General features: G+C 50.2%; 18 protein-coding genes and 1 other annotated feature. Of the genes, 13 read left to right on the forward strand and 5 right to left on the reverse strand.

What is annotated here, in order from left to right:
- Window positions 1-58: 58 nt before the first annotated feature.
- On the forward strand, window positions 59-1,600 hold the full coding sequence (locus tag BN3795_RS15980) for a glycine betaine uptake BCCT transporter (RefSeq protein WP_068785688.1): 1,542 nt from the start codon (window positions 59-61) through the stop codon (window positions 1,598-1,600).
- 39 nt (window positions 1,601-1,639) lie between these two features.
- Here the strand turns inward: BN3795_RS15980 and BN3795_RS15985 are convergent, their stop codons facing one another.
- Entirely contained in the window at window positions 1,640-2,494 is an 855-nt protein-coding gene (locus BN3795_RS15985; protein WP_068785689.1) for an SDR family NAD(P)-dependent oxidoreductase, read from the reverse strand.
- Between the two features lie 189 nt (window positions 2,495-2,683).
- Between BN3795_RS15985 and BN3795_RS15990 the strand changes: the two genes are divergently transcribed.
- The 5 genes from BN3795_RS15990 (at window position 2,684) to BN3795_RS16010 (ending at window position 8,932) form a co-directional block, all read left to right on the forward strand.
- A complete protein-coding gene (locus BN3795_RS15990) occupies window positions 2,684-3,193 on the forward strand; it encodes a MerR family transcriptional regulator (protein WP_068785690.1) in 510 nt (169 codons plus the stop codon).
- A gap of 90 nt (window positions 3,194-3,283) precedes the next feature.
- A complete protein-coding gene (locus BN3795_RS15995; RefSeq protein ID WP_068785691.1) occupies window positions 3,284-3,553 on the forward strand; it encodes an ACT domain-containing protein in 270 nt (89 codons plus the stop codon).
- 23 nt (window positions 3,554-3,576) lie between these two features.
- Window positions 3,577-4,932: a PFL family protein gene (locus BN3795_RS16000; RefSeq protein ID WP_269800218.1), complete on the forward strand. Its 1,356-nt coding sequence runs from the start codon at window positions 3,577-3,579 to the stop codon at window positions 4,930-4,932.
- 18 nt (window positions 4,933-4,950) lie between these two features.
- The gene (locus BN3795_RS16005; RefSeq protein WP_068785693.1) at window positions 4,951-6,924 is read left to right on the forward strand and encodes an elongation factor G; all 1,974 of its coding nucleotides are present in this window, start codon (window positions 4,951-4,953) and stop codon (window positions 6,922-6,924) included.
- 89 nt (window positions 6,925-7,013) lie between these two features.
- Window positions 7,014-7,245: a binding site (T-box leader), on the forward strand.
- 127 nt (window positions 7,246-7,372) lie between these two features.
- Window positions 7,373-8,932 (forward strand): 2-isopropylmalate synthase, encoded by a 1,560-nt coding sequence (locus tag BN3795_RS16010; protein ID WP_068785694.1) that lies wholly within the window; start codon window positions 7,373-7,375, stop codon window positions 8,930-8,932.
- 68 nt (window positions 8,933-9,000) lie between these two features.
- Here the strand turns inward: BN3795_RS16010 and BN3795_RS16015 are convergent, their stop codons facing one another.
- Window positions 9,001-9,180 (reverse strand): small acid-soluble spore protein H, encoded by a 180-nt coding sequence (locus BN3795_RS16015; RefSeq protein WP_068785695.1) that lies wholly within the window; start codon window positions 9,178-9,180, stop codon window positions 9,001-9,003.
- A gap of 207 nt (window positions 9,181-9,387) precedes the next feature.
- Here BN3795_RS16015 and BN3795_RS16020 point away from each other — a divergent pair, with 207 nt between their 5' ends.
- The 3 genes from BN3795_RS16020 to BN3795_RS16030 all read left to right on the forward strand — a co-directional run bounded on the left by BN3795_RS16020 (window position 9,388) and on the right by BN3795_RS16030 (window position 15,075).
- Window positions 9,388-11,565, forward strand: coding sequence for a 5'-nucleotidase C-terminal domain-containing protein (locus tag BN3795_RS16020; protein ID WP_068785696.1), 2,178 nt, complete (start codon window positions 9,388-9,390; stop codon window positions 11,563-11,565).
- Between the two features lie 115 nt (window positions 11,566-11,680).
- On the forward strand, window positions 11,681-12,475 hold the full coding sequence (locus tag BN3795_RS16025) for a class I SAM-dependent methyltransferase (RefSeq protein WP_068785697.1): 795 nt from the start codon (window positions 11,681-11,683) through the stop codon (window positions 12,473-12,475).
- 347 nt (window positions 12,476-12,822) lie between these two features.
- Window positions 12,823-15,075: a heavy metal translocating P-type ATPase gene (locus BN3795_RS16030; protein ID WP_068785698.1), complete on the forward strand. Its 2,253-nt coding sequence runs from the start codon at window positions 12,823-12,825 to the stop codon at window positions 15,073-15,075.
- A gap of 82 nt (window positions 15,076-15,157) precedes the next feature.
- Here BN3795_RS16030 and BN3795_RS16035 read toward each other — a convergent pair whose 3' ends face one another.
- Entirely contained in the window at window positions 15,158-15,529 is a 372-nt protein-coding gene (locus tag BN3795_RS16035) for an ArsR/SmtB family transcription factor (protein ID WP_068785699.1), read from the reverse strand.
- Between the two features lie 225 nt (window positions 15,530-15,754).
- Here BN3795_RS16035 and BN3795_RS16040 point away from each other — a divergent pair, with 225 nt between their 5' ends.
- The 4 genes from BN3795_RS16040 to xerS all read left to right on the forward strand — a co-directional run bounded on the left by BN3795_RS16040 (window position 15,755) and on the right by xerS (window position 19,261).
- On the forward strand, window positions 15,755-16,339 hold the full coding sequence (locus BN3795_RS16040) for a dienelactone hydrolase family protein (protein ID WP_068785700.1): 585 nt from the start codon (window positions 15,755-15,757) through the stop codon (window positions 16,337-16,339).
- Between the two features lie 411 nt (window positions 16,340-16,750).
- Complete coding sequence (locus tag BN3795_RS16045) at window positions 16,751-17,101, forward strand: ArsR/SmtB family transcription factor (RefSeq protein WP_269800219.1); 351 nt, start codon at window positions 16,751-16,753, stop codon at window positions 17,099-17,101.
- Between the two features lie 69 nt (window positions 17,102-17,170).
- Window positions 17,171-17,974, forward strand: coding sequence for an arsenite methyltransferase (locus tag BN3795_RS16050; RefSeq protein WP_068785701.1), 804 nt, complete (start codon window positions 17,171-17,173; stop codon window positions 17,972-17,974).
- Between the two features lie 216 nt (window positions 17,975-18,190).
- Window positions 18,191-19,261 (forward strand): tyrosine recombinase XerS, encoded by a 1,071-nt coding sequence (gene xerS / locus BN3795_RS16055; protein WP_068785702.1) that lies wholly within the window; start codon window positions 18,191-18,193, stop codon window positions 19,259-19,261.
- 214 nt (window positions 19,262-19,475) lie between these two features.
- Here the strand turns inward: xerS and BN3795_RS16060 are convergent, their stop codons facing one another.
- Both BN3795_RS16060 and BN3795_RS26160 read right to left on the reverse strand, forming a co-directional pair.
- Window positions 19,476-20,216, reverse strand: coding sequence for a phosphotransferase family protein (locus BN3795_RS16060; RefSeq protein ID WP_068785703.1), 741 nt, complete (start codon window positions 20,214-20,216; stop codon window positions 19,476-19,478).
- 88 nt (window positions 20,217-20,304) lie between these two features.
- Window positions 20,305-20,487 carry an aldo/keto reductase gene (locus BN3795_RS26160; protein WP_332835611.1) on the reverse strand — a complete coding sequence of 61 codons (183 nt, stop codon included), beginning with the start codon at window positions 20,485-20,487 and terminating at the stop codon, window positions 20,305-20,307.
- Between the last annotated feature and the right edge of the window lie 77 nt (window positions 20,488-20,564).

The following is a 20,564-nucleotide window of genomic DNA, read 5'->3' on the forward strand; positions in this document are numbered from 1 at the left end:
CGTACTCTAGGTAAACAATTTAAAAGAAGGTTTATCATAGAGGCTGGGGGGTTTAGGAATGGTATTTATCGTTTCCTTTTTGATTATCTTGTTGTTCGTACTTTTTGGGGCGTTAGCTCCGGAACAACTGGCGGAAACGGCAGATCGGGTATTAGGATTTTCTATAGGAAGTTTTGGCTGGTTTTATTTAATGACCACGCTGGGACTTCTTATTTTTTCATTCTATCTAGCTTTTAGCAAACACGGGCAAATAAAATTGGGCAATGATGAGGACGAACCCGAATATTCGAACCTCTCTTGGTTCGCGATGCTCTTTAGTGCGGGGATGGGCATCGGACTTGTCTTTTGGGGTGTTTCGGAACCCTTGTCGCATTATATGGTTCCTCCGGAAGGAGCGGAGGGCGGGACTCCACAAGCCGCCAGATTAGCAATGCGTTATTCTTTTTTTCACTGGGGATTACATCCCTGGGGGGTGTACACGCTTATTTCGCTGGCCCTGGCATATTTCCAATTCCGCAAAGGTTATCGCGGCCTCATTAGCTTGACCTTTATTCCATTACTGGGCGAAAAGGCGGTCCAAAGCTTATTGGGCAAAGCCATCGATGTATTAGCCGTTATAGCGACGGCATTTGGAGTAGCCACCTCTTTAGGATTAGGGACCCTGCAGATTAGCGGAGGGCTTCATCATTTGTTTGGGATTCACAATTCGTTAACCACTCAAGCTGTGATCATATCCGTAGTTACTGTCCTCTTCTTGTTGTCCGCACTAACGGGTTTGGACAAAGGAATCAAATGGTTAAGCAATATCAACTTAATCATTGCCGTCACCTTGCTGGTGTTTGTCTTGTTGGCAGGCCCAACCTCATTTATCTTCGACACATTTACCTCAACGCTCGGAGATTACCTGCAAAACCTAGTTGTCATGAGCTTGCGCTTGACCCCTTTCACACAAGGAACCTGGGTGGGCAACTGGACGTTATTTTATTGGTCATGGTGGATCGCTTGGGCACCATTTGTGGGGACTTTTATTGCCCGTGTGTCTCGGGGAAGAACGATCAAGGAATTCGTGCTCGGGGTTCTCCTCGTCCCCAGTGCTTTCGGGTTTATTTGGTTTTCCGTATTCGGAGGAACCGGTTTGAATATGGAAATATTCAAGCATTCCGGATTGGCCAGATCTGCTCAAGAAGACGTCACGACCGCTTTATTCCTCATGTTGGAACAACTGCCGCTTGGCATGTTGATTGCAGCGTTAGCCACTTTGCTCATCATTACTTTCTTCGTAACCTCCGCGGATTCGGCAACCTTCGTGCTTGGGATGTTATCTTCCAAAGGGGCTTTGAATCCGAGTAATAAAGTTAAATTGACTTGGGGCATCCTGCAATCGTTAATCGCCTTAACGCTGCTGATCAGCGGAGGCCTTAGCGGCCTGCAAACCGCTTCAATCGTTGCAGCCCTTCCTTTTGCCGTAATTATGCTCGGGATGTGCGTCTCCCTACTGAAGGCCTTGAACGGAGAGGATAAGGAACGAAAGCGCAGGGAACGGGAAACCAGATTGTTCATTGAACGATTGCGGGCGAAAGAAAATATCGAACCGTCCTGAATCAGGTAGATCTCAGGATGATGAAGGAACGCCGCAGGTCTAGCGGCGTTCCCGAAGAAACTCGGTTTCATAGATGGTCTGAACTCGTTTCAGCACCGTTTGACCCTGCTCCCGGAACTTAATCTCCGCGGCTTCTCCTTTCACCAGAAAAACGCCGTTATGCCCTCGAGCATGACCGACTGCTCCGGCCCATAATTGACCTGCTCCATAACTCGGCGGGGAGAAGAACAATTTCATGATTGGCTTCAGCCAGAATGGAAGCCCCGAGTGTTTCCCTTTGCGGAGCGTGTTGTTGCTTCCCGGATCCACACTGCGGATTTCGATGCCCTCCGCCGCAAGCTGCGGGGCAATGGCTTCCGTCCACAGGGAGAGCGCCAGCTTGGAATTGGCGTAAGGACCGAGCAGCTTACGGAACGTTGTGGGCCGTTCCAGCCGCTCCGGCTCAAAGGTTTTGACCCGGGTTACGACTGCGGAAGAGGTATTGATGACGGTTTTCAGGCGTCCCCGGCTAAGCAATGGCTTCAATTCCATCGTGACAATATAAGGGACGACCGTCATCAACTCGTAGTGAAGCTCCCGGCCTTGCTTCGAGTATTCCAATTCGGGGAAGCTGCGACCGGCATTGTTAAACAATACGTCAATCCGCTCCTCGTTCGCTTGAATCTGCTCCAGCGCTTGCCGCAAGCTGGTAAAGTCGGATAAGTCCGACGTCTTGTAAGTTCTGAGCTGTCCCGTTTGAACCGCGTGTTGGAGCTTTCGGTCGTCCGTCGGCCAATCGGAGCGGTTCAAGCCAATCACTTGCCACCCCTCGTTCAGCAGAATACGTGTCAACTCCAGCCCAATCCCGGCGTTAGCCCCTGTGATTAAGGCGATATTTTCATTTTTGGTCTGCATCGATGCAATCCCTCCTGGTTGGAAATCTAGACGTTTTACAGGTCTTCAGGCCGATTCTAGATCTTGGAGTCGACACCAAGTCAAGGAGTTAATAAGTTTAAGTTGGAGGAGTTGACTTGGAGCTGACTCCAAGTTATATCATGCAGATAAGACATTTCATCGAGGAACAGGAGGGGAACCAAACTACTTATGGCAATCGAATCTATAGATAAACTCACTTTTACTATAAAGCAAGCTGCCGAACGAACCGGGACAACGGAGGACACCTTGCGATACTATGAGAAAATAAAGCTTCTCCCTCGCGCCGAGCGGAAGGAGAACGGTCACCGCGTTTATTACAAGGAAGATCTGGACACGATCCGGCTGGTGAATTGCCTGAAGAAGACCGGCATGCCGCTGGACGAGATGCGGCCATTCTTGAAGGTGTCCGTCGATACGGATCCGGGGGAATATCCGGAGCTCGTGGAGAAGATGGTCCGGCACCGGGCCGATATCGTTGAGCAAATCGCCTCGCTGCAGCAGGTGGTCGATTTTATCGACTTGAAGCTGAAGCAAGGGAAATACCGTGCCGTGGACTGTGAGGTTGAAAGCGCTCAGGGTTCCGGCACGGACGGTAAGAAAAGCGCCTCGCAGTCCAAAACGTTGTCGACTGCCGAGCTGCGTTATTTTTCCCCATCCCCCAGTGAAAGCCGTTATTGAAGATTTGCCGTTCTTTTGCCATAATAAGCGGAGCAGACGACTCGTCCGCGAAATGGCGGGGGAGTCTTGAATTTAAAGGGGGAGCTTCGTTTGAAGGGGATTATCACCGTACTGGGCAAGGACAAAGTGGGGATTATCGCCAAGGTGTGCACCTATCTGGCCGATAATAACGTCAACATTCTCGATATTTCGCAAACGATCATTCAAGGATATTTCAACATGATGATGATCGTCGATATTTCCGCGCCAGCCAAAGGGTTCGAGAAGCTGGTCGAAGAGATGCAGGAGCTGGGACTTACGATCGGCGTTGAAATCAAGCTGCAGCATGAGGATATCTTTAATACGATGCACCGGATCTGAGAGGAAGGGGAGAAAACCACATGATATCACGCGTAGAAGTACAAGAAACCAACTCGATGATCCGCGAAATGAACCTCGACGTGCGTACGATTACGATGGGCATTAGCCTGATGGACTGCGCTCATGAGGAGATGAACGTATTTAACCGGAACATCTACGATAAAATTACCCGAACGGCGGAGCATCTCGTGAAGACCGGCGAAGATTTGGAGAAGCAATTCGGCGTGCCGATCGTCAACAAACGGATTTCTGTGACCCCGATTTCGATCGCCGCCGGCGGGCTGAAGACCGATACATTTGTGCCGGTAGCGGAAGCGCTGGATCGGGCTGCCAAGGAGGTTGGCGTCAATTTTATCGGGGGGTTTTCAACCCTCGTGCAAAAGGGTTTTACGAATGGCGATAAAGTGCTGATCAACAGCATTCCTGAAGCATTGGCGGTCACGGATCGGGTCTGCTCTTCGGTGAATGTCGGCTCCTCCCGCAGCGGGATCAACATGGATGCCGTTAAACAGATGGGAGACATCATTATCCGAACGGCCGAACGGACAGCGGACCGGGGTTCGATCGGGTGCGCCAAGCTGGTTGTCTTCTGCAACGCGGTAGAGGATAATCCGTTTATGGCCGGGGCGTTCCACGGCGTCGGGGAGCAAGAGTGCGTCATCAATGTAGGCGTCAGCGGTCCCGGCGTGGTGAAGCGAGCCCTGGAAGAAGTCAAGGGCAAGGATTTCGAGACGTTATGCGAAACGATTAAGCGGACGGCGTTTAAAGTGACCCGGGTAGGCCAACTGGTGGCGCAGGAAGCCTCGAAACGGCTGGGTGTTCCGTTCGGCATTATCGACTTGTCGCTAGCGCCAACGCCGGAGATCGGCGATTCGATCGCGGAGATCTTCCAGGTGATGGGCCTGGAGGAAGCAGGCGCTCCCGGGACAACGGCTGCGCTGGCGATCTTGAACGACAACGTGAAAAAAGGCGGCGTCATGGCCTCCTCCTACGTCGGCGGCCTGAGCGGCGCGTTCATCCCGGTCAGCGAGGACCATGGGATGATCGAAGCGGTGCAGCGCGGCGCGCTGACGCTGGAGAAGCTGGAAGCGATGACGTGCGTGTGCTCCGTCGGGCTCGACATGATCGCGATTCCGGGCAGCACCAGCGCCGCGACGATTTCCGGCATCATCGCCGACGAAGCGGCGATCGGCATGGTCAACAACAAAACGACGGCCGTTCGGATCATCCCGGTCATCGGCAAAGACGTCGGCGAGATCGTGGAATTCGGCGGCTTGCTGGGCTACGCGCCGATTATGCCGGTCAACGCCTTCAATTGCGCGCCGTTCATCGAGCGGGGCGGACGCATTCCGGCGCCGATCCACAGCTTTAAGAATTAGGCGGCGGAGGACGCGGCCATGTATAAAACGATTGGACTGCTGGCGCACGTCGACGCCGGCAAAACGACCTTTGCCGAGGCGCTGCTCTATCACACGCAAACGATTCGCAGCCGCGGCCGGGTCGACCACCGCGACGCCTTCCTCGACAGCCATGAGATCGAGAAAGCGCGCGGGATTACCGTATTCGCCGATCAGGCGGAGATGAAGTACGGGGAATCGACATATTTCCTGTTGGATACGCCCGGCCACGTCGACTTTTCCGCTGAGATGGAACGAGCGTTGCAAGTCCTCGATTACGCCGTCATCATCGTCAGCGCCGTGGAGGGCGTCGAAGGCCATACGGAGACGGTCTGGCAGCTGCTGCGCACTTATGGGATTCCAACGCTTTTCTTTATCAACAAAACCGACCGTACCGGCGCAGACCCGGATCGGGTCTTGGCGGACCTCCGCTCCGAGCTGAGCGGTAATGTGCTGGACTTGTCCGGCTGGGCGGAAAGCGGCAGATGGGACGAAACGCAAAAGGCCTGGTTGGCCGAGCGGGAAGAGGCGCTGCTTGAGCCTTTTCTGGAAGGAACCGGTTCGGATGAGGAATGGAATGCGCATTTGACCCGGCTTGTGGCAGACGGGCGGGTTTTTCCTTGTATGCAGGGCTCGGCGCTGCTGGATATCGGCATCGATTCTTTTCTAAGTGCATTGGATCGCTTGACGCCAACCCGGTATGATCCACAACTTCCGTTTGCCGGACGCGTCTACAAAATTCGGCATGACGAACAAGGAACACGGGTAACGTTTATGAAAGCCCTGCAGGGGGAACTGAAAGTTCGGGACGAAATGGCATATGGTCCGGAAAGCGACGGGGGGCGCCGTACAGAAAAGATCACCGGCATTCGCAAATACAACGGCCAGCGCTTTATTCAGGTGGATCGAGCAAGCGCGGGCGAATTGTTTGCGGTGACGGGACTCACCGAAGCGTATTCCGGGGAAGCGGTGGGGGCGCTGCGCGATACGATTCGCCGCGAGCTCACGCCTACGCTGCAATCCAAGGTGCTGTATGAAGCGCCTTTGCACCAGAAGGAAGTGCTGCGCGTCTTTCGACTGCTGGACGCTGAGGACCCCACCTTGGGTACACGCTGGGATGAAGCGCTGCAGGAGTTGCATATCCACGTGATGGGCCGAATTCAACTGGAAGTTCTGCAGCAGGTGCTGCGGGAGCGATTTCAGATGATTCTCGCGTTTGGACCGCCGGAGATTTTGTACAAGGAAACGATCACCGCTCCAGTTATAGGCTGCGGACATTTCGAGCCCTTAGGCCATTATGCGGAAGTGCATTTGCGGCTGGAACCGGGGGAACGGGGAAGCGGCGTTACTTTCGTGAATGCTTGTCATGCCGATGATTTATCTGTTGGCTATCAGAATTTGATCGGTCAGCATGTCTTGGAGCGGGAGCATCACGGTTTATTGACCGGCTCTCCTCTGACGGATGTTCGGGTCACGCTGCTGACCGGACGGTCGCATAACAAACACACCAGCGGCGGGGATTTCCGCGAAGCCACCTACCGTGCGTTGCGGCAAGCGTTAGAGCAGGCGGAGAACATGCTGTTGGAACCGGTATATCAGTTTAAAATCAAAGTGGGACTGGATGAACTGGGCAAGGTGCTGACCGACATTCAGCAAGCTCACGGCCGATTTGATCCGCCCGAAACAGGGGATCGGACAGCCGTTATTACCGGCGTTGTACCCGTGTCCACCTTTATGGACTACGGGGTTGAGCTGGCCTCCATTACGCATGGCAAAGGGGCCATCTCGTTGAAGTTCGGCGGTTACGAACCCTGCCATCAGACCGAAACCGTGATCAGCCGCAAGAATTACAATAAGGACGCGGATCCGGCCTACACCTCGACATCCATTTTTTGCGCGAAGGGCCAGTCGTATTCGGTGCCGTGGGAAGCAGCCAAGCGGCATATGCATGCCTTGGTGGAGGAGTTGTCATAAATTCAGAGTGAGCTCGCAGGACTTTGATCCAAACAAGGTGGGTTGACAATCCACCGACAGGTGCATATAATAACCAATAATTCCATATGCCAAATGTGTTGATTAGAAATAGTAAAGATGACTTGACCTTTCAGAGAGCCGCTGGGTTGTGCGAAGCGGCAGCGTCCGTCATGTTGAACTCGTCTATGAACAGCTGCCTGAAATGTAGGGTGAGCCGGGATTCCGCCGTTACAAGGATAGATGGTGTTGGCCATCGAAAGAGATCATTTCCTCACGTGAAATGAATTAGAGTGGTACCGCGGGTTAAACCTCGTCTCTATAGCAGAGACGGGTTTTTTTTGTTGATTAAAGACCGGGTTTGATCAGCCCCGCTTGACATAGATGCAATGCCAAAGGCCGACAATGGCCTCAAACACAAACTCATCCAATCCCAGGGAGGAATGCACAGATGGACCGTTACCGCAACATAATCGTATTGGATACAACGTTACGCGATGGGGAGCAAGTTCCCGGCGCTAAATTAAACGTACGGCAAAAGCTGGAGTTTGCCCAGCAGCTGAAGCGCCTCCGTGTCGATATTATCGAAGCGGGTTTCCCCGCCTCATCGCAAGGAGATTTTCAGGCGGTACAGCAAATTACCCGAAGCGTAGGGGACACCGTGGGCATCACGGCGTTGGCCCGAGCGGTCAAATCCGACATCGACGCCGTTTACGAGAGCATTCGCGAGGCGGCACAGCCGCTGATCCATATTGTACTTGGGGCATCCAACGTACACGTAGAGAAGAAATTTAACCGCTCGCAGGAGGCCGTGCTGCAGATGGGCGTCGATGCCGTGCGATATGCCAAAACCCTGCTGCCGCAGGTCCAATATTCCACGGAAGACGCATCGCGGGCCGATTTCGAATACTTATGGAAAACGATCGAAGCCGTTGTTAAAGCCGGAGCCACGGTGATTAACATCCCCGATACCGTCGGTTTCGCAGAGCCGGAGGAATTTGGCCACCTGATCCGGCGCATCCAGGAGCGGCTGAAGAACCTGGATGAGCGGGTCATCCTCAGCGTGCATTGCCACAATGATCTCGGTTTGGCCACGGCGAATACGTTAAGCGCCATCAAGAACGGAGCGGAGAAAATCGAGTGTACCATCAACGGTCTCGGTGAACGGGCAGGCAATTCGTCGCTTGAGGAGGCCGTGATGGCGCTGAAGGTGCGCGAGGCGCTGTACGGCTGCCGCACCAATATCGATACGACGGAGCTGATGCGGACCTCTCGCCTGCTCACCCATTTAACAGGTCTTGACGTCCAGGTTAACAAGGCGATCACCGGCGATAACGCGTTTGCCCATTCCTCCGGCATCCATCAGGATGGTTTGTTGAAGGATAAACAGGTCTACGAAATCATGTCTCCAGAGGATGTGGGGGCTGAGAGCATGGAGTTGATTCTGACAGCCCGCTCAGGTCGGCATGCCGTCAGACATGCGGTGGAGAAGTTGGGCTTTGATGCGTCCGATGCAGCGGGATTCGAGCAGTTGTTCCAGCGGTTCTTGACTTTGGCTGATGCGAAAAAAGAAGTCTACGACCACGACCTCTACTATTTGCTGAGCGAACAGCAGGAGCAGCGTGAAACCAGTCATTCGTTGTATGAATTGGTCTCGTTCCAGGTCATAACCAACGAGATCTGCCCGACCGCCACGGCCGTATTGAGAATCAACGGGCAAGAGCTTAAGGGGAGTGCGATTGGGGACGGACCCATCGACGCCTTGTACAGTGCGATCAAAACGTTAACCGGCATCGAGGCGAAGCTGACTTCCTACAAGATCAACAGCATTTCCCATGGCAAAGAGGCGATCGGACGGGTGAATATTCAACTCGAAGTCGGAGGAACAACCTATACGGGCCGCGCTATGGATACAGATATCATTAAGGCGAGCGGGCAGGCGTTCATTAACGGGATTAATGCAATAATCCTGGCCGGAGAGTCCCAATCAGACATAACAAATGTTATGTAAACCAGAATGAACCATGAAGCATAAAAAAGGGCGGGAGGGATGAACCGATCATCCTTCCTGCCCGGATTTTATTGCTCATTCAGTTGGGATAACGCAACCTCTTTTTCGTTCTCCGGTTGACCCAAGGGGAAGATCCGCGCCGTTTCGTTCTTCTCATCGACATGTTGAATGTAAATCGGTACGCCATCGCAGGTTACGTCGACCATGGAAGGGGACGCAACGATTTCTTTTGCCCGTTGACTGTTCATAGTTAACCTCCTTAAGAGATAATCTGGTTCTCTCTTCCTGCAACTCATAAAATGCCCCGGCAGGGTGGAACTTATTCCCTAGTTCTGTCAAAGCGCAAGCGGATGTAAATTTTATTCGCTTTTTGTGTTGCCGTGATTTACATTCCTACCTCTACTCCTTATATTTAATAGAGTAAGATATTTAAATTGTGGTAGAGGAGGCATGAAATGAGGATTTGGAAATGCAAAGGTGTAGGGAAGCTCCTGGCGATCGGTACAATCGTTGCCGGGCTTGCCGCCGGTGCGGCCGGGCTGCCCGTCAGTGCTGCCGAGTCTGCCGGGACAGGGACGAAGGACTTCCAGTTGCGCGTTCTCCACACGAATGACACGCATGCGCACCTGGATAACATTGCCCGAAGAGTAACGGCGGTAAACGCAGCAAGGAACGATCACACGCTGCTGCTGGATGCGGGGGATGTGTTCTCCGGAACGTTGTATTTCAATCAGTTCAACGGGCTGGCCGATTTGTTCTTCATGAACGGGCTGAAGGTTGATGCCATGACATTTGGCAATCACGAGTTCGACAAAGGCCCGGCAGCCTTGGCCGAATTTATCAAGCAGGCCCAATTCCCGTTCGTCAGCGCCAACTTGGATTTTAGCGCCGATGCAGACCTGAAAGGGTTGAGTCATTCCGAATTAGGCAAGCCGGGCAAGGAGGGGCAGATCTACCCTGCCGTGATTAAGGATATCGCCGGCGAGAAAGTCGGGATTATCGGCCTGACTACGCCGGAGACGTCGGTATTGTCGTCACCCGGACCCGACATTAAGTTCGCCGACGAAGTCCAAAGCGCACAGAAGCAAGTCGACGCTCTGGAGGCGGAAGGCATCAACAAGATCATCGTGTTGTCGCATCTCGGCTACACCGTAGACCAGAAACTGGCCGAAGCCGTCGACGGGATTGATATTATCGTAGGCGGGCACTCCCATACCAAGCTTTCGGCACCAGAGGTGCACCATGCCGAGCAAGAGCCGACGCTGATTGTGCAGACGGGCGAATACAATCAAAATTTGGGGCAACTGGATGTCACGTTTGATTCCAACGGCAAACTTACCGCCTGGAAAGGCGAGCTGATCGACTTGGATGCCAAAGATGACGCCGGCAACTTCATCATTCAGAGCGATGCCGCTGCGGAGGCTAAACTGAAGGAATACGCAGCTCCGCTGGAGGAATTGAAGAAGACGGTGATCGGTAAATCGGACGTCGTTCTGGACGGCGAACGCGGCAGCGTTCGCAAACAGGAAACCAATCTGGGGAACCTGGTCGCCGATGGCATGCGTTCGAAGGTGATGAGCATCGTGAAGGAAAACGAGGTTAAAGGTTATGTCACGATCCAGAACGGCGGCGGCATTCGGGCTTCGATCCAAGCCGGGGACATCACTTTAGGCGACTTGTTAACGACGATGCCGTTCGGCAACAATTTGACCGCGTTGAAAATGACCGGGGCCGAAATTACCGCCGCGCTGGAAAACGGCGTCAGCGGTGTCGAAAATGGGGAAGGGCGGTTCCCGCAAGTTTCGGGGATGCGCTTCTACTACGATTCGACGAAGCCGGGCGAAGTCATCGATGACGTCACGGGCAAGAAAACGCAAAACGGGCAACGCATCGTTAAAGTTCAGATTCAAAGCGAAAACGGCACTTATACGGATATCGATCCCAAAGCTTACTACATCGTAGCCACCAATTCGTTTATGGCGGGGGGCGGGGATTTCTACGCTTCCATGAAACAAGCCAAAGACGATGGACGGTTTTATGAATTAAATCTGGTGGATTATGAAGTGTTCCGTGAGCATCTTGCCACAGTAGGAACGGTAAAAGGGACCACTCAAGCTCGAATTACGGATCTGAAAGGAACCGCGCTTCCGGCGGAAGCCGGCGGAGCATCACCCGTAGTCCCAGGCTCAACTCCGGCGACGGGTTCGGGCGGTTTCACGGACATCGCCTCTGATCCTCATGCTGCCCTGATCGAAGAAGCAGCTGCAGCCGGGATCGTGAAGGGGTATGGCGACGGAACATTCCGTCCTGCCGCTGAGGTATCGCGGGCAGAATTCGCCGTCATGGTCAGCCGGGCGTGGCATGTCCCAGAAGCTTCTGAAATGGCCGGATACGCCGATATTTCCGATGTCCCGGAATGGGCCTTGCCGGCGGTCAATGCGCTGAAGGCAGCCGGGACGCTTGAAACGTTCGGAGATTCTAAGTTCCTTCCAAAAAGTACGCTAACAGTGAAAGAAGCCGCGGCGGTAATCGCTGAAGCATCCGGCAAGGAAGTCGATCTGGCCGGCCTTGCTGCTGAAGCCATGGTTACACGCAGTGATCTGGTACTGTTGTTAACGACTGTTCTTAAATAAGAAACTCACACACCGTCTATTTTTAGGCGGTGTGTTTTCGTGTGTATTCTCCTTGCATTTATGGCCTCAATTTGCATATAATCGCCTCAAACTTTTGAAATGGGGGGCATGGAAGATGGAGGAGATCGAGGCGTGGTACGATAGTCAATATGATGAATGGGCGCGGCTGGAAAGGCATAAAATTGAATTCGACATCACCAAACGTTATCTAGACGCGTATATCACCGGGGAAAGTCTGCAAGTGTTTGATATCGGCGGCGGTCCCGGAAGATATGCCATTTACCTTGCTGAAAAAGGGCATCAAGTAACCCTGCTGGATTTATCGAAGCGCCACCTTCAAGTGGCGCGTGAGAAGGCCGAAGAGCACGGCGTCTCTTTGTCGGGTTACTTTCATGGGAATGCTCTGGATTTAAGCGAAATTCCTCAAGAATTTGATGTCGTTTTGCTTATGGGTCCGCTTTATCATTTGGTCAAGGAAGCCGATCGTCAGAAGGCGGTGGAAGAGGCATTGGGTCGCTTAAGACCCGGAGGCCTCCTCGTTGCTTCATTTATTTCAAATTATGCGCCGCTTCAAGATTACCTGGCCGATCTGCTCCCGATTGAATCGGTGGACGCGCTTTTAGGTTATTTAACCCATGGAGTAAATCAGGCGTCTGAAGGCTTCACCACCGCGTACTTCACCGATTCGAAGGAAGCCCGTAGCTTCATGGCAAGCTTCGGGCTGACGGAATTGGCCTTTGCCGGCGTCGAAAATATATTAGGCAGCAAAGAGAATGAAATCAACCGGTTAACCGATGACGAGTATCAGAAATGGCTGCAGATCGGGTACCGCCTAAGCCGCGACGAGTACCTGCTGGGGACCAGCCAGCATTTTTTATATCTCGGACGGAAATCGTCCGGAACTCCATGATCCCTAACTTGTGTCATCGCATAGAGTAATCCTTCGGCCAACCCCGAATCCACACCTGCTCCGCCGGAAAATGAGTTTGAGCAGCAATCCCAAATACGAGGTCATCATCAAACCGCTAAGTGATTTAAGACCAAGAGTGAAGTTAAAAAAGGGAGAAGCCAATAGGGCCTTTCCCTTTTTTTTGTCAGGAATGGTTCGTCAGACTTTGTTGCTTAATCCGATCGATTTCTTGAAATAATATCTCTAAGCAGCTCTCTGCCTATGGTTGACAAAGGGGACCGATGAGGAATATACTACATATGAACAAATGCTCATATGTAGTTTTTGACGAAGGGATGCGACTAACTATGGAAGCCGGTATTTCTGCGGTTAAACGCAAATTGGTACTGGAAGGCCTGGATTGTGCGAATTGTGCATTGAAAATCGAGAACGGGGTCCGGAAAATTGACGGGGTTTCGGCTTGTTCGGTGAACTTTGCCAACAAAACGTTGACTATGGAGATCTCGTCGGACCGTTCGGATGACATTCTGGAGCAGACAAAGAAAAAAATCCGCACACTTGAGCCGGGGATCAAAGTATTAGAATACGGAGCGGCTGGACGGCAAGCGGAAAGGCAACAGGGAGGGACCTCCCAACCGCATCACGCGCATCATCATGACCACAACCATAACCATGATCACAATCATGATCATAGTGCTGAGGCGTCGGAGGAGGGACACGGACATTCCCATGACCATGGGGCGCAAAGTATCAAAATTATGGTCGCTCGTTTGATCGCGGGACTTGCCATTGGGGTGGCGGCGTACACATTATCTCTAAGCCGGGAACTTGAACTGATTCTGTTTCTGGCCGCCTACCTTATCGTCGGCGGGGATATCGTGTTCAAGGCGCTGAAGAATATCGTAAGAGGTCAGGTGTTCGACGAATACTTCCTCATGTCGATCGCGACGGTCGGCGCTTTTGTAATTGGGGAATACCCCGAAGGCGTAGCTGTCATGCTCTTTTATCAAGTTGGCGAACTGTTCCAAAGCTTGGCCGTCAACCGATCGCGGAAATCGATCAGTGCGCTGATGGACATTAGACCGGATTTTGCCAATTTGAAAACGGGCGAGGAAATCAAACGCGTAAGTCCGGAGGAAGTGCGGATCGGCGATTTGATCGTCGTGCGTCCCGGTGAGAAAGTGCCGCTTGACGGTAAAGTCATCGAGGGGAAATCGGCAATGGATACTTCGGCATTAACCGGCGAGTCCGTGCCGCGCGAGGTGACTGTCGGCGATGACGCCCTTAGCGGATTTATTAATAAGAACGGGGTTCTGACGATCGAAGTGACCAAGGAATTTGGGGAGTCCACCGTCGCCAAAATCCTTGATCTGGTAGAGAACGCAAGCAGCAAAAAGGCCCCGACCGAGAACTTTATTTCGAAGTTTGCCCGTTATTATACGCCATTTGTCGTTATTATCGCAGCATTGCTGGCCGTTCTGCCTCCGCTGTTCTTCAGCGGCGAGACCTTCTCGGACTGGGTGTACCGGGCACTGGTGTTTCTGGTCATTTCTTGTCCTTGTGCCTTGGTGGTTTCCATCCCGCTCGGTTTCTTCGGCGGCATCGGCGCTTCTTCCAAGAACGGCGTTCTCGTCAAAGGCAGCAACTACCTGGAGGCGTTGAATGACGTCAAATACGTTGTATTTGATAAAACGGGGACGTTGACCAAAGGCGCATTTCAAGTTAACGGGATTTATCCGCAAAATGGATGGACAGAGCAAGAGCTGTTGCGCCAAGCCGCTTTTGCCGAAATGCATTCTACCCATCCGATTGCCCAATCCATCAGGGAAGCTTATGGACAGGAATTGAATGAAGAGCAGATTACGGATTACAACGAAATCTCGGGGCACGGCATTCAGGTTCATTTTGAAGGCAGGGAGGTACTGGCCGGGAATTCCAAGCTTATGCAGCGGGAGAATATTCCTTTCACTGCGCCAACCGAGCTGGGAACCCTCGTGCATGTTGCGATCGACAAACAATATGCCGGATATTTGGTGATTGCCGACGAGGTCAAAGCGGACTCGGCACTAGCGATCCGTATGCTGAAAAAGCTCGGCGTGAAGAAAATCATCATGCTGACAGGCGATATTCGGGCGGTAGGAGAAGCGGTCGGCCAAAAGTTGGGGGTAGACGAGGTGCGCTCCGAGTTGCTGCCACAGCATAAGGTCGAAGAACTGGAGAAGCTCGACAGCCAAAAATCGAAGAAAGAGAAGATTGTGTTTGTCGGCGACGGAATCAACGACACGCCGGTATTGGCCAGAGCCGACGTCGGCGTGGCCATGGGTGGCCTCGGATCCGATGCGGCTATTGAAGCCGCGGATATCGTCATCATGACCGACGAACCTTCCAAGCTGGCTTCCGCGATGCAGATCGCACAGAGAACCCGGCGAATCGTCTGGCAGAATATCCTCTTCGCATTGCTCGTCAAAGCGGTCTTTCTGCTTCTGGGTGCCTTTGGGATTGCCACGATGTGGGAAGCGGTATTCTCGGATGTGGGCGTAACGCTGCTCGCAGTTCTGAACGCGATGCGTGTATTGAAGATCAAACCCAATTTGGTATAACGTATAATTGAAGCAAGGACTGTCCCGCAAGCCAATGAAGCTGGCGCGAGGCAGTCCTTGTCATTTTTTTCGGTACATCGCATTATCCGTGGTTCGTGTGCTGAAGGGTTTGAAGGAAAATTTGCTCAATATGCCCGTCGTCGAGTGAATAGTAGACGGTTTTCCCAACCTTGCGCCGCTTAACGATTCGGAGATTGCGCAAATATCGCAGTTGGTGCGAAACGGCGGATTGCCCCATGTCGAGGAGTACGGTCAGGTCGTGTACACAAAGCTCATGTTTTAGCAGGGCGCTGATGATCTTGACGCGTGTTGGATCACTGAAAGCCTTAAACCAGTCAGCAAATTGAATTGCCGCTTGGTCGTTAATAAGCTCCGCCTTGATGGCCTCCAAATCCGCAGTTGAGCCCGCGCAGTTCGTTTCGCATTCTTCCATCGCATTTATAGACTGTGTCATGAATGATCACCCTTCTGTTAAACGAAATTATTACAATTAAGCGACCGTTGTCATCACAATAACATATCTGGGCCACAACGAGCAAGAAATGTTGCAAAACCGGAGGGATGAGACTTTTTCTTGTGACTCAAAAGAAGAACATTTGTTCTTTATGTTGTTAGCGGACAATGCTACAATAGAAAAAACAATTGAAGAAAACTATGTTACTCCTGGGAGGGAAGAGAAGTGGCCGAGATTCTTTTATTTCACCACGCACTTGGGCTTACAAAAGGGATTCACCTATTCGCCGACGAACTTAGAGGAGAGGGGCACACTGTACACGTGCCTGACCTTTTCGACGGTCGCTCGTTTAATTCCATCGAGGAAGGCATGACTTATGTCGAAGAGCTTGGGTTCGAAGAGATCATAAAGCGGGGGACAAGTGTGGCTGATGAACTGCCACGTTCGATGGTCTATATGGGATCTTCGCTCGGGGTAGTGCCGGCCCAGAAGCTGGCCCAGACCCGTGAAGGCGCCCGTGGCGCGTCGTTCTTCTACTCCTGCGTTCCGAGCTCCATGTTTGGAACTCCTTGGCCAGCGGATCTGCCGGTGCAGATTCACGCTATGGACGCGGATCCTTATTTCGTTGCGGAGGGGGACATCGAAGCAGCGCGCGAGCTTGTGGCGTCAGCCCATCATGCCGATCTGTTCTTGTACCCGGGCGATCAACACTATTTTGCAGACAGCAGTTTGTCATCGTATGACGCTGACGCAACGGCACTGCTGATGCAGCGGGTACTTGAATTCCTCCGGCGTTTGGATGAATCATAATAGATGAAAGAATGCATTAAATATAAGTATATCGTTTAATCATTTTCGATATCCTAACCATAAATCGTTAGACTGATCTTATCACTGCCCCAAAAGGAGCTAATCTGTCATGTCGAAAAAGACTATTTTGATTCATCAAATATTTTTGATTAATACTTGAATTCTCCAATTGGTCGTGTTACGATTCATTCATCAAAATAATTTGATTTAAGGAGGTTGTCTAATGTTCAACTACTACTTGCATGAACGTCTCATGGAGTATCGGCAAAAAGAAATTGACAAAAAAGCACGACAAGCGTGGAAATGGACGACGATGAAAGAGGAGCGGAAAGAAATCAAGCCTCCACAAAGTAACTCACAATCCTACGTGTATTGCTGCCCAGCTTGCTGCTGAAAGGAGGTATTTACGTGATCAAAGAACTCCTGACTATTCCACAAACTCAAGAGTCTGTTGATTTTGCTGGGTATGAAACCAAGTTCAAAGCCTTAGCTGATCAAAAACGTTTACAGATTATGTATGAGCTCACTCAAAAGGGGAGTGTATGTGTCTGCGACCTGGTCGAAATCGTAAATATGCCTCAGTCTAAACTGTCTTACCACTTAAAGATTTTACTTGATGCGGGATTAATTACTCGAGAGACGAAAGGGACTTGGAGCTATTACGAGTTAAATCATACTGAAGTAAATCGATTATTATCTCCCGAGCTATGCTGTATCTTCCGAAAAATAGACCATCAACCAAGCGGTGGTTGTTGTTCATGATCCCACATAGTGGGTTTCATTTTGGACTATTAATCAAAATAAATTGATTTACTAAAGGAGAGATGTGATATGAGCCAAACGGGAGATGACGAAGTTCGTCAGCATGTACGTAACCGTTATAAACAAATTGTTCTTGAGAGTGCTTCTACATCCTATTGTTGTACGCCAAGTTCTTCAGCAACGGGGTGCTGCGGAACACCTAATGAAGTATCTTCGAAACTCGGATACTCGGATGTAGAACTGTCGACTGTTCCATTAGGATCGAATCTTGGCCTTGGTTGTGGAAATCCTCAGGCCATCGCATCACTGAAGCCAGGGGAGGTCGTTCTCGATTTAGGTTGTGGGGCTGGCTTTGATTGTTTTTTGGCATCCAAGCAAGTGGGGGAGTCGGGTAAAGTTTACGGAGTAGATATGACACCGGAAATGGTAAGCCGTGCACGAACTAATGCTCAGACTAACGGATACAAGAATATTGAGTTCCGATTTGGCGAAATTGAGCATTTACCTATGTCAGATAACTCAGTAGATGTAATCATTTCAAACTGTGTAATTAATTTGTCTCCGGATAAACCTCAAGTGTTCCGTGAAGCCTTCCGTGTGTTAAAGCATGGTGGTCGTTTAGCCATTTCTGATGTGGTGGCGACTGCAGCCATTCCGAAAGAAATTAAAGGGGATCTTGATTCTCTGGCCAGCTGTATATCTGGTGCATCTATGGTAGATGAAATCAAAGAGATGTTAAAACTGAGTGGATTTACGGATATAGTTGTTGAACCTAAAGATAATTCACGTGAATTTATTAAAGACTGGGTACCGGGTGCGAATATTGAGGACTATATATTGTCGGCAGTCATTAAAGCAGTTAAACCATACTAATTCAGAAAAAGCAATTTATTTAATCGATAAGAGGAAATAGACTGTACTTGGGATACAGTCTATTTCTGCAGACTACACCTACAACAATCTAATAATTAAGAACCAGTTGAATTACTTTTCATTATGAATAGGTGCACTGAATATTATTACGTAAAATAATAATTTGACGAAATAATATAAATGGATTATTCTAGAATCAGGAGGTGTGCGTTCGACATGGATAAAACCACGAAATCACACTATATGAGCCGCATTGATGAGAAACTAACGGAATTGCCTTGGTATGTTGCCGAATACATAGATACACGTAAACGCAAGCTGTCGCATACTACGTTATTGAACTATTGCCACGATTACATTATCTTCTTTGATTGGCTCGTGGCGGAACGTTTTGCAGCTCCCAGCCGTAAAGATGTTGAATTGTCGATCCTCGAGAAACTGACCGTTCGGGAAATCGAAAGCTTCCTGACCTTCCTGGAATTTCAATTAGGCAACTCGAAATTGACGATCAACCGAAAGCTGTCCGCGTTGAAGTCGTTATTCGATTACCTGCAAAATAAAGCTGAAACTCCAGAGCTTAAGCCGTATCTCGAACGGAATGTGATGGTCAAAATTGAATTTAATGCCATGAAGGAAACTCAGGAAACGATCGCCAATCGCATGGAAGGCAAAATTTTGCGAGCGGACGATTTTGAACTGTTCCGACAGTTTGTTGCCTACGATTTTGGCGCACAAAACCGCGATAATAAGCGGCTGTATCTGTTTCACGAATTGAACCGCGAGCGTGATACGGCCATCGTTTCTTTGATTCTTGGATCGGGATTGCGCTTATCCGAAGTTGCCGGCATCAACCTGGAGGATCTCGACATGAACAAAGGTTTGGTCCGGGTCATCCGCAAAGGCAACAAGGAACAATACGTGTACTTCAGTGAACAAGCGAAATCGGATTTGGAGAATTATTTAAAGGTTCGCGACATCCGATATAAACCGGAGAAATCCGAAACTTATTTGTTTATAGCAGCGCCAATCGGGCGCAAAGGCAGAAGCCGGAGATTAACTCCAAGATCCATCGAAAAGCTGATCGAGAAATACGCCACTGCTTACGGCAAACCGGCCTTAACCGTACACTCGCTGCGGCATTCCTTCGCAACGCGTTACCATCAGGAGAACAACGACGTGCCGCGTCTGAAGAATCAATTAGGCCACTCATCGATCCAGACAACGATGATCTACACACACTTAACGGATGAAGAAATGCGTAAGGCCGTTATTAATATGGACAAGTAGGACAAGTAAGGCATCCGCAATAACGACCGCCGGAACGTATCAAAACCGGTTCCAGCGGTCTTTCCGATTAGACTTTTTCACAAAACCCGTATTTTGTACATATGTATATCGACCATTCTGGTCGACAAATGAGGCTAGTCTTTTGACTTTTTCCTCACCAGCAAATTGATCATGTTCCCCTGTTATAAATAACACGGGACATTGAATACTTAATTCAATAGAACTCATTAGGACATTCCCCTTTTCTAGCGGCAGCAATTACAGTAATGTAATCTTGTATCATCTCTCGAGTCACGCTCATTTCGATAAGATATAAGTCGGCCAGTGTTTTTTTTAGTTGCAGCAGCGTTTCTCTATCATCTGCATCTGCTGGAACCGGCGTGTATTGCACTAGATAAACAGTTCTTGCAATATCATATAAAAAATCTCCACGGTACACGTTCATAAAGTCTATTACAGTGGTTTGCCCATTTAATAGTAATATATTGCCGGGATAAAAATCACCATGGCAAAGTGTATCTCCATCTTTTAATCTACTCAAAATATCTAATACTCTTTCCTGCTCCTCTACGTTAAGCGATGACGCGTTTAATATATTAGATTTCAAAAATTCTTTACAATCGGGTACATTGTTAACTTTGTTTAGAACTATTGACTTATGTAGACTAGCCATGTATACCGCACATCCCTGGAGGTCACCGGTTTTCAATACCCAATCCAGCAGAGTTTCACCCTCCACTCTGTCATATATAATGCCGACTTGCTCTTCATAATAAATCATTTCGTATGCCTTTGGTTTTGCAAAATTCATAAGATTGATTGCCTTCGCATTAAGAAACTCTCTCTCTACAGCCAAAGTAGGATAGCCTTTAACGAAAAGCTTAAGCACTTTACCTTCTTCCCACTCATATACAGTTGCTGTATTTCCTTTACCTATTATTTTCTCATATTGCATTTCTCCCCCACCTTTTTTAAAGATAGTTTAATGAAGCGCCCGCCAGTCTAATATTTTTTTTCTTTGATACTCTACATAACACTATAGTCTAGCCGCCCAGCAGCGTCATCTGTTCTTTCATATAACGCGTGCCGTGAACGACATTCTTGGGGCTGACCTGATCGATTCGTTCGAGGTCCTCCTTCGTGAGAAGGATATCAGCCGCGGCTGCATTTTCCTCCAGGTACTTGATACGCTTCGTCCCTGGGATAGGCAGCGCTCCGCCCGCAATCGTCCAGGCAAACGTCTGATTGACTCGTCAAAATAAAAACCCGTTGGAATTAATCATCAACGGGTTTAAAAATTCAA

Source organism: Paenibacillus phocaeensis (assembly GCF_900021165.1).
Taxonomy (GTDB): Bacteria; Bacillota; Bacilli; order Paenibacillales; family Paenibacillaceae; genus Fontibacillus; species Fontibacillus phocaensis.